The 13,389-nt window shown below is 61.9% G+C and carries 14 protein-coding genes and 1 riboswitch; of the genes, 2 read left to right on the top strand and 12 right to left on the bottom strand.

Features of this window, described 5'->3' with window-relative positions:
• Positions 1 to 20: 20 nt before the first annotated feature.
• From rplS to MOD31_RS02890, 8 genes are all read right to left on the bottom strand, one after another.
• The gene (gene rplS, locus MOD31_RS02925; protein WP_014922079.1) at positions 21 to 374 is read right to left on the bottom strand and encodes a 50S ribosomal protein L19; all 354 of its coding nucleotides are present in this window, start codon (positions 372 to 374) and stop codon (positions 21 to 23) included.
• Between the two features lie 265 nt (positions 375 to 639).
• On the bottom strand, positions 640 to 1,440 hold the full coding sequence (trmD, locus tag MOD31_RS02920) for a tRNA (guanosine(37)-N1)-methyltransferase TrmD (RefSeq protein ID WP_223940455.1): 801 nt from the start codon (positions 1,438 to 1,440) through the stop codon (positions 640 to 642).
• Entirely contained in the window at positions 1,441 to 1,995 is a 555-nt protein-coding gene (gene rimM, locus MOD31_RS02915) for a ribosome maturation factor RimM (RefSeq protein ID WP_223940456.1), read from the bottom strand.
• A 130-nt stretch (positions 1,996 to 2,125) separates the two neighbouring features.
• Positions 2,126 to 2,368 carry an RNA-binding protein gene (locus MOD31_RS02910; RefSeq protein ID WP_011775119.1) on the bottom strand — a complete coding sequence of 81 codons (243 nt, stop codon included), beginning with the start codon at positions 2,366 to 2,368 and terminating at the stop codon, positions 2,126 to 2,128.
• Between the two features lies 1 nt (position 2,369).
• Positions 2,370 to 2,789, bottom strand: coding sequence for a 30S ribosomal protein S16 (gene rpsP, locus MOD31_RS02905; RefSeq protein WP_017199647.1), 420 nt, complete (start codon positions 2,787 to 2,789; stop codon positions 2,370 to 2,372).
• A 235-nt stretch (positions 2,790 to 3,024) separates the two neighbouring features.
• Entirely contained in the window at positions 3,025 to 3,477 is a 453-nt protein-coding gene (locus tag MOD31_RS02900) for a hypothetical protein (RefSeq protein WP_142938910.1), read from the bottom strand.
• A gap of 90 nt (positions 3,478 to 3,567) precedes the next feature.
• Complete coding sequence (locus MOD31_RS02895) at positions 3,568 to 4,440, bottom strand: VOC family protein (RefSeq protein WP_142938768.1); 873 nt, start codon at positions 4,438 to 4,440, stop codon at positions 3,568 to 3,570.
• A 78-nt stretch (positions 4,441 to 4,518) separates the two neighbouring features.
• The gene (locus tag MOD31_RS02890) at positions 4,519 to 5,601 is read right to left on the bottom strand and encodes an amidohydrolase family protein (protein WP_250819787.1); all 1,083 of its coding nucleotides are present in this window, start codon (positions 5,599 to 5,601) and stop codon (positions 4,519 to 4,521) included.
• A gap of 83 nt (positions 5,602 to 5,684) precedes the next feature.
• Positions 5,685 to 5,792: riboswitch (TPP riboswitch) on the top strand.
• Between the two features lie 43 nt (positions 5,793 to 5,835).
• On the opposite strand from MOD31_RS02890, the gene thiC reads away from it, so the two are divergent.
• Entirely contained in the window at positions 5,836 to 7,626 is a 1,791-nt protein-coding gene (gene thiC / locus MOD31_RS02885; protein WP_250819786.1) for a phosphomethylpyrimidine synthase ThiC, read from the top strand.
• Here the strand turns inward: thiC and MOD31_RS02880 are convergent.
• The gene (locus MOD31_RS02880) at positions 7,609 to 8,331 is read right to left on the bottom strand and encodes an alpha/beta fold hydrolase (RefSeq protein ID WP_223940458.1); all 723 of its coding nucleotides are present in this window, start codon (positions 8,329 to 8,331) and stop codon (positions 7,609 to 7,611) included. The two genes, thiC and MOD31_RS02880, sit on opposite strands and share 18 nt — an antisense overlap.
• 68 nt (positions 8,332 to 8,399) lie before the next feature.
• Entirely contained in the window at positions 8,400 to 9,980 is a 1,581-nt protein-coding gene (ffh, locus tag MOD31_RS02875; protein ID WP_142938764.1) for a signal recognition particle protein, read from the bottom strand.
• Between the two features lie 30 nt (positions 9,981 to 10,010).
• Between ffh and MOD31_RS02870 the strand changes: the two genes are divergently transcribed.
• Positions 10,011 to 11,549, top strand: a complete 1,539-nt coding sequence (locus MOD31_RS02870; protein WP_250819785.1) for a glucose-6-phosphate dehydrogenase — start codon at positions 10,011 to 10,013, stop codon at positions 11,547 to 11,549.
• Between the two features lie 89 nt (positions 11,550 to 11,638).
• On the opposite strand, the gene MOD31_RS02865 is transcribed toward MOD31_RS02870, so the two are convergent.
• Together MOD31_RS02865 and MOD31_RS02860 are read right to left on the bottom strand one after the other, a co-directional pair.
• A complete protein-coding gene (locus tag MOD31_RS02865; protein ID WP_011775128.1) occupies positions 11,639 to 11,977 on the bottom strand; it encodes a P-II family nitrogen regulator in 339 nt (112 codons plus the stop codon).
• On the bottom strand, positions 11,974 to 13,308 hold the full coding sequence (locus tag MOD31_RS02860) for an ammonium transporter (RefSeq protein WP_142938762.1): 1,335 nt from the start codon (positions 13,306 to 13,308) through the stop codon (positions 11,974 to 11,976). Before MOD31_RS02860 ends, MOD31_RS02865 begins: the two co-directional genes overlap by 4 nt.
• Between the last annotated feature and the right edge of the window lie 81 nt (positions 13,309 to 13,389).

Here is a 13,389-nt window from a genome sequence, read left to right as displayed (position 1 = left end):
CCTTACGTAAGTCGGAGGACTTACTTGGCGAAGTCGCGCTTTTCCTTGATCTTCGCAGCCTTACCGCGCAGTGCGCGCATGTAGTAAAGCTTGGCGCGGCGGACGTCACCCTTGGTGACGACCTCGATCTTGTCGATGATCGGGGAGTGTACCGGGAAGGTACGCTCTACGCCGACACCGAAGGAAACCTTGCGCACGGTGAAGGTTTCGCGAACGCCGTCGCCCTGGCGGCCCAGGACGAAGCCCTGGAATACCTGAACACGGGAGTTCTTGCCTTCGATGATGTTGACGTGAACCTTGAGGGTGTCGCCCGCGCGGAACTCAGGAACATCGTTACGCAGCGAGGCTGCATCTACGCTATCGAGGATATGCATTAATCCACTCCTGGTGAACGCCACAGGTCATTCACTTTGGGTTACGGCGGACAAGCCCGGGGCACAAAGGCCTACCGGAAATCTCCGCCGAAGTTTCTTAGTGTCCGGTTCCGCCACTGATTGGCGTCACCGGGTTGTCCGACTGTTGGCTGAACTCCCCCTGTGGCAGGTGTCAGCCCAGCAGACACAAGGGTTAATTCTGCCATATGTGCTGCCATCCGGCCAACCGCCCGGCGCCCCGCACCTTTCGACGGCGGGACGTGACTTAGTTCCCGGCGTTGCCGCCGGGCTTGGCACGCAGGCGCCCATCGACGACGTCGTACCCGAGCTCCGCGAGGGCCTGCCGGTCCGCGCGACTCAACCCGCCGGCGTCGAAACCTTCCATAAGATCCGGCCTGCGCTCCGCCGTCCGGCGGAATTGCTCATGGCGCCGCCACTGGGCAATCTTGCCGTGGTTGCCGCTGAGCAGGATCGGAGGGACGTCGTGGTCCCGCCACGCTGAGGGCTTGGTGTACACGGGATACTCCAAAAGGCCATCCGAGTGGGATTCCTCAACCAGCGATTCCGGATTGCCAACCACCCCTGGAAGAAGGCGTCCAATGGCTTCAACCATGGCCAACACTGCCACTTCACCGCCGTTGAGGACGTAGTCGCCGAGGCTGACAGGCCGGACGGTGAAATGATCCTGGGCCCACTCGATGACGCGTTCGTCAATGCCTTCATATCGGCCACAGGCGAAGACCAGGTGTTGCTCTTCGGCGAGCTCATACGCCAGGGCTTGGTTGAACTTCTCCCCTGCCGGCGACGGAACTATCAGCACCGGTTGTGAGCCTTCGCGGACGGTTGCGACTGATTCCAGGGCCTGCGCCCACGGTTCAGGTTTCATGACCATACCGGCGCCGCCACCATACGGGGTGTCATCCACCGTCCGGTGCCTGTCCGTCGTGTACGTGCGCAGATCGTGGACGTTCAGCTCCAGCAACCCGTCCTGCCGGGCCTTGCCTATGAGCGAGAGCTCCAGCGGGGCGAGGTACTCAGGAAAAATGCTGACAACATCGATCCTCATTTAGGCATCATCCCCGGCGCCATCCTTGGGCTCCTTGACGTTCTCGTCGTTGATCTCAAACAGGCCTGATGGTGGGGTGATGAGGATGTAGCCTTCCTCGACGTTGACCTCGGGAACGATTTCATCGACGAAGGGAATGAGGATTTCCTTGCCATCGGCAGCCTCGACCGTCAGCAGGTCCTGGACTGGAAGGGTGGTGAGAGCAGCTACTTTGCCCACTACCTGCGAGCCAACGCGGGCCTCCAGGCCAACCAGCTCATGCTCGTACCAGCCCTCGTCGTCGTCTTCGTCGTCGAGTTCCTCGGTTTCGATGAAGAGCTTCGCTCCCCGGATGACCTCGGCAGCATTGCGGTCGGCAATTTCTTCGAAGCCAAGCAGGAGGATGTCCTTATTCCACCGGGCACTGCGGATGGTCAATGGGCCAGCGGAGGCGGGCTCCACAACGAACTCGGTTCCAGCGACGAAACGCTCGGAAGGCGCGTCGGTGAGTACCTGCACCGTTACCTCGCCGCGAATACCGTGCGGTTTGCCGATCCGGGCCACCTGGAGCTGCATGGGTTCCTCTGAATTCTTATAGTGCCTGCGCCGCGCGGCGGCAAAGACAGGAAATTGTGGATAAAGCAATCCGGCCCCTCCACCATATTCGGTGAAGGGGCCGGATCTAAGACAAGTAGTGCTGAGCGCGTTACCGGCGACGGTCGGTGTCGACGACGTCGACCCTGACCTGCTCGCCACCGGCCAGGGCTGCAACCACCGTGCGCAATGCACGCGCGGTGCGTCCCTGTCGGCCGATCACCCGTCCGAGGTCCTCCTGGTGAACTCGCACCTCGAGGGATTCCCCGCGGCGGTTGTTCTTGGCACTGACCTTGACATCCTCAGGGCTGTCAACGATCCCACGGACCAAGTGCTCGAGCGCTTCTGCCAGCAACTTACTCAGCCTCGGTGGTCTCTGCTTCAGCCTCGGCCGGAGCTTCGGCTTCGTCCTTCTTGGCCTTCTTGGTGATGGCTTCCGGAATGATAACGGAACCCTTCTCCGGGGCTACGAAAGCTTCCTTCGGAGCTTTGGTCTTCAGGGTGCCTTCCTGGCCCGGCAGGCCCTTGAACTTCTGCCAGTCACCGGTGATCTTGAGGATCGCCGCAACCTGCTCGGTGGGCTGGGCACCAACGGAAAGCCAGTACTGGGCACGCTCGGAAGCGACCTCGATGTACGACGGCTCTTCGGTGGGGTGGTACTTGCCGATTTCTTCAATGGCACGGCCATCGCGCTTGGCGCGGGCATCCATGACGACGATGCGGTAGTACGGTGCGCGCATCTTACCGAAGCGCTTAAGGCGAATCTTTACGGCCACTTTTGTGGTCACTCCTGTTTCTGAAACGAGGTTGAACCCGACGTTCTGCACCCGTGGGGCGGGCCGTACTAGACGGTTCGAAGGACAAGATACGAGCACGGAGAGAGGGGCCGCACCGATCGAGTACCTGTCTATTGTGCCAGATGCCCGGAGCAAATACGACTCCGGTCCCCCTACCCGGCGTGTTCTTGCCCACTCCCGCGGTTAATGCTGCAGCCTTAAGCGAACAGGGGCGTCATTCGGACCAGACGTAAAGCCCGGCGCGCTCCGCCTTCTCGACGTCCGTCGCGAGGGCAGCCAACTGCTGGACATACTGGCGCGATTGCGCGGCATCGAAAGGCATATCGTCCTGTTCAGCCCATGCAGCGGCAACGTCGTCAAGAACGTTGGCGTCGCCTTCGCTCTCATAGGTGAGCAGTTCGGCAAGGGCCCGCACCATGGCTTCAGGGACACCCAGGAGGGCGTCGCTTGTGACGTCAACCAGGGCAAGCTCGTAGTCAGCTCCGGCGGCGTGAACAGCCTGTCCTGCGAGGTCGCCCAGTTGTTCGACTTCGAAATCGGTGATGCCGTCAATCCGAACGGCCGGGCCGGTTACACCTGCACCCTTCTCCAAGGCTGCAGCCCGCTTGAGCGCTTCATCGTGGGTGGCTACAAAAACTTCGGCAAAGCCCATGGAAAGTACTCTCATTCCTTCGTGCTGACGGGGCGGCGGCACAGGATCCCGGAGGTTCCGTGCCGTCATGCCAAGCCTAGTGCAGCCGGGGGCGCGGACTGGTCCTCAGCGCACGGTGACGCGCAGCTTGTTCCGCCAAGGATCATCAAAGCGCAGCTCGGCACCGGTATGGTGGCTCTGCACACCGGCAACCTTGAGGCGATCAGCAAGCGCGGCCACGTCATCGGCGCCGGGGACTTGAATCAGGACCTCCCCCAGGCCCAGCGTGTCCTTTCGCGGGCCCGCTCCACGGCTGTTCCAGACGTTCATGGCCATGTGGTGGTGGTAGCCGCCCGCGGAGACGAAAAGCGCCTGGCCGTGCCAGCCTGCGGTGCGCTCGAAGCCCAGGGTTTCAACGTAGAACTTTTGCGCGGTCTCCACGTCACCCACCTGCAGGTGAACGTGCCCGACGCCGGCCGCCGACTCACGCTGCCCGGTCACGGCAGCTTCACTCAGGTGCTGCTGCAGGAATCGCTGCGGCGGGAGAGCAACGTTGTCCATGACAACGTTCTTGCCATCCCACTTCCAGAGGTCACGGGGCTTGTCGTAGTACAGCTCAATGCCGTTGCCTTCGGGGTCGGTGAAGTAGAACGCTTCACTGACCAAATGATCGGCGCTGCCTGCGAACGCGCGGGGTTCGTATTCGGCTGCCGTGGCAATGGTGGCGGCCAATGAGGGCTGGTCCTCGAACAGAATGGCCGTGTGGAACAGGCCGGCTTCGCCCCGACCCGGAATCTGCAGGCCAGCCGCGGGAGCGAGGTGGACGACCGGCTTGCCGACACGCCCCAAATACAGCCCGCCGTCTTGCTCGGCCACCACGTCCAGGCCAAGGGCCCGCTGGTAGTAGTCACTCATGACCTTCATGTCGCCCACCTTGAGCATGACGGTGCCCATGGTGAGTTCGGCAGGCAGAAGATCCTGGCTGGATGATGAGGTCATGTGAAGCTCCCGGTTCCGAGGTGGCCGCTTATCGGCACCTTCTTACCTATCTAAATTACTTGAAGCTTCAATTTATTCCTAACGCACGACGTTCCCTCGAATCACGATGTGCCGGAGTTCGTCCATAGTCCGCAGCTGACGCCGCGGATCCTCACTGCAGAGCACGACGTCGGCGCTGGCCCCTTCACTGATGCCCTCGGCTCCCAGCCACGCACGGGCACCCCAGGATGCGGCGTTCAGGACCGCCGCCGGCGGAAGGCCGGCGTCGTGCAGTTCCTTCATCTCCTCCGCAATCCGGCCGTGCCTGATGACGCTGCCGGCATCAGTCCCGGCATAGATCGAAACCCCCGCTTCGAAGGCCGACAACACACGCTCATGGCGACGCTCCCACAGACGCAGCATGTGGTCCGCGTACTTCGGAAACTTTGGCTCTGCCTGCGCGGCAATATCGGGAAAGGTAGCGATATTGACCAACGTTGGAACAATCGGCACCGACTGCTCCACCAAGCGGGGAAGGTGCCTCGGGAGGAGACCGGTAGCGTGCTCAATGCAATCGATATTGGCATCGAGCATGTCGTCAATGGTGTCCTCAGCGAAACAGTGAGCCGTGACCCTGGCACCTTCATCATGCGCCGCTGAGATGGCATCCTTCACGGTCCTGGCCGGGAAGGAAACCGCGAGGTCACCGACGTCGCGATCTATCCAATCGCCCACTAGTTTCACCCAGCCATCGCCGTCCCGGGCTTCCTTTCGTACGGTCTCAACCAGTTCAGCGGGCTCAATTTCATGCCCCAGGCCGCGGAGGTACCGCCGGCTCCGCGCAATATGCCGGCCTGAACGGATCAAGCGGGGCAAGTCCGATCGCTGCTGTACCCAGCGGGTGTCCGAGGGCGATCCGCAATCGCGGATTAACAGCGTCCCGGCGTCGAGGTCTGCTTGGGCTTGGGCCAGCGTGGCGTGCTCATCAACGGCTCCTCCAACACCGAGTCCGACATGGCAGTGAGCGTCAACCAAACCCGGCAGGACCCAACCGTTCAGCACTCTGTCCGGCGCAGAAGCGGGACGCTGGAACGTCAAGGTGCCGTCCACTGACCATAGCCCCTGGCGCTCTTCGTCCGCCGAGACGAGCACGGGTCCACTGAATTCGATGATGTTGGCCATGGCAAAAGCGTAGCCGGGGTGGCATGGCAGAGCCGGTTCCCACCATGTGACTGGGCGGTGGTTCGTAGCTGTGGTAGCTTCGTCTACGACCACACGGGAGCCCTTGCAGGGGCTGAGATCGGACTGATGCAGTCTGCGACCGTTGAACCTGTCCGGGTAATGCCGGCGAAGGAAGTGAGTATTCCCTTGAGCACCGCAGAAACACAGCACAGCCCTGTCCAAAATCAGTTCGGCATGGACCAAAAACAGTCCGTCACGCAATCGTTGCAGTCCCACTCGTTGGCGTGGCTGGAAGATCCGGACAACGGCATACGCGTCCCCGTCACCGCGATCGCCTTGGAGCCCTCCCCCAACGGGCAAGCCAATCCACCTTTGCAGGTTTACCGAACAGCAGGCCCGGGCAGCGATCCGGTGGTGGGGTTGGAGCCGTTCCGTGCACCGTGGATCGAAGCCCGCGGAGATACGGAAGCCTATTCCGGTCGGCAGCGGAGCCTGCTCGACGACGGCAAGTCCGCGGTCCGGCGTGGGGCAGCGTCAGCGGAGTGGAAGGGCGCGCAACCCGTGCCGCGCCGCGCCGTGGAAGGTAGGACTGTCACGCAGATGTACTACGCGAAGCAGGGAGTAGTAACTCCTGAAATGCAGTTCGTCGCCTTGCGGGAGAACTGCGATGTTGAACTCGTCCGCAGCGAAGTTGCCGCGGGAAGGGCGATCATCCCGAACAACATCAACCACCCCGAATCCGAACCAATGATCATCGGCAAAGCTTTCCTGGTCAAGATCAACGCCAACATCGGAAACTCAGCGGTCACCAGCTCCATCGCCGAGGAAGTGGACAAGCTGCAGTGGGCTGCCAAGTGGGGCGCTGACACGGTGATGGATCTCTCCACGGGGGACGACATCCACACGACGCGTGAATGGATCATCCGCAACTCACCTGTCCCGATCGGAACAGTCCCTATCTATCAGGCCCTTGAAAAGGTTAACGGCGAGGCCAACAAGCTGACGTGGGAAATCTTCCGCGATACCGTCATTGAGCAATGCGAGCAAGGCGTGGACTATATGACCATCCATGCGGGCGTTTTGCTGAGGTACGTGCCGTTGACCGCCAACCGGGTCACGGGCATCGTTTCGCGCGGCGGGTCCATCATGGCCGGTTGGTGTCTGGCGCACCACAGGGAGAACTTTCTTTACACGCACTTTGACGAGCTCTGCGAAATCTTTGCCCGGTACGATGTCGCGTTCTCCTTGGGAGACGGGCTGCGTCCCGGTTCCATTGCGGACGCAAACGACGCCGCGCAGTTCGCCGAGTTGGACACCCTCGCAGAGCTGACGCAGCGGGCGTGGGAGTTCGACGTCCAGGTGATGGTGGAAGGCCCCGGGCATATTCCCTTCCACCTGGTGCGGGAGAATGTTGAGCGCCAGCAGGAACTGTGCAAGGGTGCGCCGTTCTACACCTTGGGTCCACTGGTTACCGACATCGCCCCCGGCTATGACCACATCACCTCGGCCATCGGCGCCACGGAAATTGCACGCTACGGCACCGCGATGCTCTGTTACGTGACTCCGAAGGAGCATTTGGGGCTGCCCAACAAGGATGACGTCAAGACTGGCGTCATCACGTACAAAATCGCGGCGCACGCGGCTGACCTCGCCAAGGGACATCCGGGAGCTCATGAACGTGATGATGCGCTGTCCAAGGCGCGGTTCGAGTTCCGCTGGAGGGACCAGTTCGCCTTGTCCCTGGACCCTGTCACCGCAGAAGCTTTCCACGACGAGACGCTGCCGGCAGAACCGGCAAAAACCGCTCATTTCTGCTCCATGTGCGGACCTAAGTTCTGTTCGATGCGCATCAGCCAGGACATCCGCGACGAATACGGTTCGGCAGAATCCCAGGCTGCAATCGCAGGAATGTATAACGGGATGCGCGAAAAGAGCGAGGAGTTCCTGGCTTCAGGGGGAAAGGTGTACCTGCCGGAGCTTCACGTCCCCGCGAACCAAGGCAGCAGCTCAGGAGGCCTGAACTGACATCGCCCGGCCCACATCCGCGATGAACGAGCGGATAGCCTGGTCGCCATCAACGGAATCCTGGGGCCGGTGTCCGCCCGCTGCCACGCGGCGGAGGGCACCGGTTTCCTGGAGGTAGCCGGCAATTTCCTCGTAAAGCGGCTCCCATCCGCCGGTGAGAACCAAAGTGGGAACCCCGGGAACAATGTGGAGCGGGGCCTCCCATGGTGGCGCCTGGAGCCTGAGCCTGCGGGCGGAACGCCGGGCTTCCGCAGTGTCCAGCCCACCCGTTTCAGCAGAGAAAGCACGGCGGAAATATTCACGCTGGTAATCGGCGTCATTGAGCTGCGTGCGGGCGTCGAACAGCGGTTCCATGAGTGCCCGGTGGGAACCCGTAGCCGGAAGCTCAGCAGTCAGGGACAAACATGCTGGCTCCACCAAAGTGAGTGAATGCACCAGCTCGGGGCGTTCGATTGCTGCCAGCATGGCGGAGATGGCGCCTTGCTCGTGTGCCACGATGTGGCCTCCACCGGAGTCAATCAAGGCATTGATCACAATGGCAACGTCCGCCGCCACATTGGATTCCGTTGGTTCGGCGACGGCATCAAAGCCGTGCCGCCGAAGGAAGAGGGCATCATAAGCGAGGGCCATGCCATGTTGCTTCGGCCATGCCGCAGCACCGAAACTGCCCAGGCCGTGAACGAAGACTACGCGCTGCTTATGCATTGGTTCAGCCTATTCCACGGCTCTGACATCCCAAGGGCCGGAAATCCCGGCTCCTTGGGAAGCACTACTTACTTTCCGAGGAACTTGTCGAAGCCCTTGGGGAGATTCAGGGACGACGGATCGAAGTCCGCGGCACCCTGTCCAAAAGCCGCGCCCGTGGGTGCTGCCGAGGCCGCGTTGGCCCGCTTGGCCTCAGCGTCACGCAGTTCCTGTGCCGCCTTTGCGGGGTTGCCCGAACGAGCCTTCTTCTTAGGGGCGTTCTTCCCGTTTTTGCGCCCGCCGCCAGGACCACCGAGACCAGGCATCCCGGGCATACCCGGCATGCCGCCGCCCTGAGCGAGCTTCTTCATCATCTTCTGGGCCTGCGCGAACCGCTCCAACAGGCCATTGACCTCGGACACGTGCACACCGGAACCCCTGGCGATACGGGCACGGCGTGAGCCGTTGATGATCTTCGGAGCAACACGCTCATGCGGAGTCATGGAGCGGACGATCGCCTCAACGCGGTCGATCTCTTTTTCGTCGAAGTTCTCCAGCTGCTGACGGATGTTCTGCGCACCCGGCATCATCATGAGCATCTTCTTCATGGAGCCCATGTTGCGGATTTGCTGCATCTGGGCGAGGAAGTCGTCCAGGGTGAAGTCTTCCTGATCAGCGAACTTCTTCGCCATCCGGGCGGCTTCGTCTTTGTCCCACGACCTCTCGGCCTGTTCAATCAGGGTGAGGACGTCGCCCATGTCCAGGATGCGGGAAGCCATACGGTCCGGGTGGAAGAGCTCGAAATCATCCAGGCCTTCACCGGTGGAGGCAAACATCACCGGCTTACCAGTGACGGACGCGACCGAAAGCGCGGCACCGCCGCGGGCGTCGCCGTCGAGCTTGGACAGAACGATGCCCGTGAAGTTAACGCCTTCATCGAAGGCCATCGCCGTGTTAACGGCGTCCTGGCCAATCATGGAGTCGATAACGAAGAGAACTTCGTTGGGGATGATCGCCTGACGGATGCGGCGGGCCTGATCCATCATCTCGGCGTCGACGCCGAGACGACCGGCGGTGTCAACAATCACGACGTCGTGCAACTTCTGACGTGCTTCCTCAACACCGGCCTTGGCGACGGCTACGGGGTCGCCCGCAGGGTGCTCGAGCTCGGACGTTGCACCGGGGTGCGGAGCGAACACCGGGACGCCCGCGCGCTGTCCCACCACTTGGAGCTGGGTCACGGCATTGGGGCGCTGGAGATCACAAGCCACCAGCATGGGGCTGTGGCCCTGGGACTTGAGCCACTTGGATAGCTTGCCTGCAAGAGTGGTCTTACCGGCACCCTGGAGGCCGGCGAGCATGATGATGGTGGGGCCGGTCTTGGCCAAACGAATACGGCGCGTTTCGCCGCCGAGGATCTCCTTGAGTTCCTCGTTGACGATCTTGACGATCTGCTGGCTCGGGTTCAACGCTCCCGAGACTTCGGCGCCGAGGGCACGTTCGCGGATGCGGCCTGTGAACTCGCGGACCACGGAAACTGCAACGTCCGCATCCAGCAAGGCACGGCGAATTTCACGAACTGTGGCATCGACGTCAGCCTCGGTGAGGCGGCCCTTGCCACGAAGGTTCTTGAAGGTTGCTGTCAACCGGTCAGAGAGTGAATTGAACACGCGCCGTGCACTTCTTTCGATGGTCTACGAATGGCGGCCAATGCGGCACGCCATAGTCCTGATCATTCTTGCCCCGGCAAACCTGCCTCAGCCAACAATTCTGTTTCGACTACGGGACTCGACTATCTAGGGTACCAAGTCGCACCTGCAAGATGGCATGCTGGCACAGTGACCAGCAAAACAACTGTAAAAACGTTGCTCATCCTCGGCGCGTCCGGGGACCTGACGGGCCGGCTGCTTCTGCCCGGCCTGGCCGGACTCCTGGCTACCGGCCGGGCGCCCGGCCTGCGATTGGTGGGGGCGGGTTCTGACCCCTGGTCCCCCGAACAGTGGCAGGAGCGGGTCAATGGCGCCTTCGCTGCGGCGTCAGCTACCGCCGATGCCGAGGGGCGCGCTGACGTGGCTGCTGTCGCCTCCAGCACTGAATACCATCAGGTGGATGTCACCGCCGACGGCCCCTTGGCGGACCTGCTCGCGCAGCTGGAGGGGCCCATTGCCATCTACTTCGCTCTGCCCCCGCACGTCAGCCAAAAGGCCTGCGAGGTCCTCCACCGGGATCAGCTACCCCCTGGAACGCGCCTGGTGATGGAAAAGCCATTTGGCTCGGGATCAGAATCTGCGCACGAGCTCAATAAAACACTTGCTGAGCTGGTTCCCGAGGACCACATCCACCGTGTGGACCACTTCCTGGGTAAAGCCACTGTACTGAACGTCCTGGGACTACGCTTCGCCAACAGGTTCCTGGAGCCCGTCTGGAACCGGGACCACATAGAAAAGGTGGAGGTCATTTTTGATGAGGACCTGGCACTGGAGGGCCGGGCCCGGTATTACGACACTGCCGGCGCCCTGCGGGACATGATCCAGAGCCATCTGCTGCACATCATGGCATTCCTGGCGATCGACGCCCCGGCCACCATCGAGGAACGGGACCTGCGTGACGCCGTGGCAACCGTCCTGCGGGCCAGCAGCATCAAAGCTCCGTACAGCGAATCCACTGGCCGCGCCCGCTACACGGCGGGAACACTCGGCGAACGGACAGTTCCGGATTACGCTGCCGAAGAGGGTGTAGACCCTTCCCGCAATACCGAAACCCTGGCCGAAGTCCGGGTGGAGATCGACAACTGGCGGTGGAAGGGTGTTCCGTTCATCCTTCGCTCGGGCAAGGCCCTGGGACGCCGACGCAAGGAAGCTGTGATCACCTTCCGCCCTGTCCCCCACCTTCCGAAGGGATTCTCAGGCGTGGACTCCCCCAACCAGCTGCGGATCGGTTTCGGACCCGACGTGCTGGAATTCGACATCGACGTCAACGGACCCGGCGACATTTTCACGCTGGACCGGGCAAGTCTGGTGGCGCAGCTCAGCGCAGCCGGAATGCTCCCTTACGGTGAGGTGCTGGAAGGCATCCTGAACGGCGACCCCTTGCTGTCTGTTCGAGGCGACACCGCGGAGGACTGCTGGCGGATCATCGAGCCGGTCCTCCGTGCCTGGGAGGCAGGCGACGTCCCGCTGGACGAGTACGACGCCGGCAGCGCGGGGCCGGCGAACTGGCCCACCGGCGTCGTGGACTAAAGACTGATGGCACATCCAAGACAGCGTTAACAGCACAAGCGGGCCGGGTACCTTGACTGGTACCCGGCCCGCTTTGCTGCGTCAGGGACTTAGATTGCGGCTGCGCCGCGCTCCCCGGTCCTGACCCTGACTGCTTCGTAAACATCCACGGTCCACACCTTGCCGTCACCGGCGCGGCCTGTGTTTGAGCTGGCGATGAGGACATCCAGGATGTCATCTGCCTGCTCATCCGTGGCAAGGACCTCGATGCGGATCTTCGGCAACAAATCCACGTTGTACTCGGCTCCCCGGTACACCTCGGTGTAGCCGCGCTGACGGCCGTAGCCGCTTGCCGCGCTGACCGTCAGGCCCTGGACCCCGTATGATTCGAGGCCTTCCCGGACTGCTTCAAGCTTTTCGGGACGGACGATCGCTGTGATGAGCTTCATGCCTGGACACTCTCCTTGCCTTCTGCGGGGGTCTTGGCGTCTGCTGCCGTGTCTGCCTTACCTGTCATTGCATTGTGCAACGGCTGGAAGCTGCCACCGTGGCCATTGACTCCGAACTCGTAGGCCGTCTCAGCGTGGAGGCTGAGGTCCACGCCAACGTTTTCCTGCTCAGTGGAGACACGGAAGCCCATGGTCTTGTGGATGGCGAAGGCAATGATGGCCGTCATGATGGCCGAGAAGGCAATCGCAATACCGGCTGCTGCGAGCTGTGCCCACATCTGTGCCATGCCGCCGCCGTAGAAGAGGCCACCACCCACGCCGTCAGTGGACTTGGCGATGAAGCCAAGGGCCACGGTGCCGATGATGCCGGAAACGAGGTGGACGCCTACAACGTCCAGGGAGTCATCGAAGCCCCAACGGAACTTCAGGCCGACTGCCAGGGCGGAAGCAACACCGGCAACTACACCCAGGCCGAGGGCGCCAATGGGGTCCACGTTTGCGCAGGCCGGGGTGATAGCTACCAGGCCGGCAACCACACCGGATGCCGCGCCGAGCGACGTCGGGTGGCCGTCACGGATGCGTTCGGTGATGAGCCAGCCGATCATGGCTGCTGCAGGGGCCGCCAGGGTATTGATCCAAATCAGGCCCGCTTGTTCAGCGGTTGTAGCTGCGCCGCCATTGAAACCGAACCAGCCGAACCAGAGGATTGCAGCACCGAGCATCACGAACGGGATGTTGTGCGGGCGGTGGTTCGGGTCCTTACCGAAGCCGCGGCGGTTGCCGATGATGAGTACCAGGACAAGTGCCGCTACACCTGCGTTGATGTGAACTACGGTGCCGCCGGCAAAGTCAATGGCCGGGCCGAGGGCCTTGCCGATCGCACCTTCGGGACCGAACAACCCGCCACCCCAGACCATGTAGGCCAGCGGGCAGTAAACCAGGGTGACCCATACAGGGACAAAGATGCTCCAGGCGCCGAACTTGGCGCGGTCAGCAATCGCGCCGCTGATAAGGGCTACCGTGATGATGGCAAAGGTTGCCGCGTAACCAATCTTGATCATGGCGTCGGGTGTGGTTTCGACCCCGGCAAGACCGAAGGCAGCAAAGGGGTTACCCACAATCTGCATGAAGCCTTCGCCGGAGCTCATCGAAGCACCCCAGAGCACCCAGACGACGCCCACAATGCCGATGGAGATGAAGCTCATCATCATCATGTTCAGGGCTGCCTTGGCGCGTGTCATGCCGCCGTAGAAAAATGCCAGACCAGGTGTCATGAACAGCACAAGCGCCGCCGCCACCATGACCCATACGTGACCTGCGGTAAGTTCCATGGTGCACGTTCCTCTCTTGCTAGATCTGCGGTTCAACCGCTGTCCTGACGCCGTTTGCGTCCTGCTTAAGAGTTTTGTGCC

Source organism: Paenarthrobacter sp. TYUT067 (assembly GCF_023656375.1).
Classification (GTDB): Bacteria; Actinomycetota; Actinomycetes; order Actinomycetales; family Micrococcaceae; genus Arthrobacter.
This window is presented reverse-complemented; position numbering and strand designations above follow the sequence as displayed.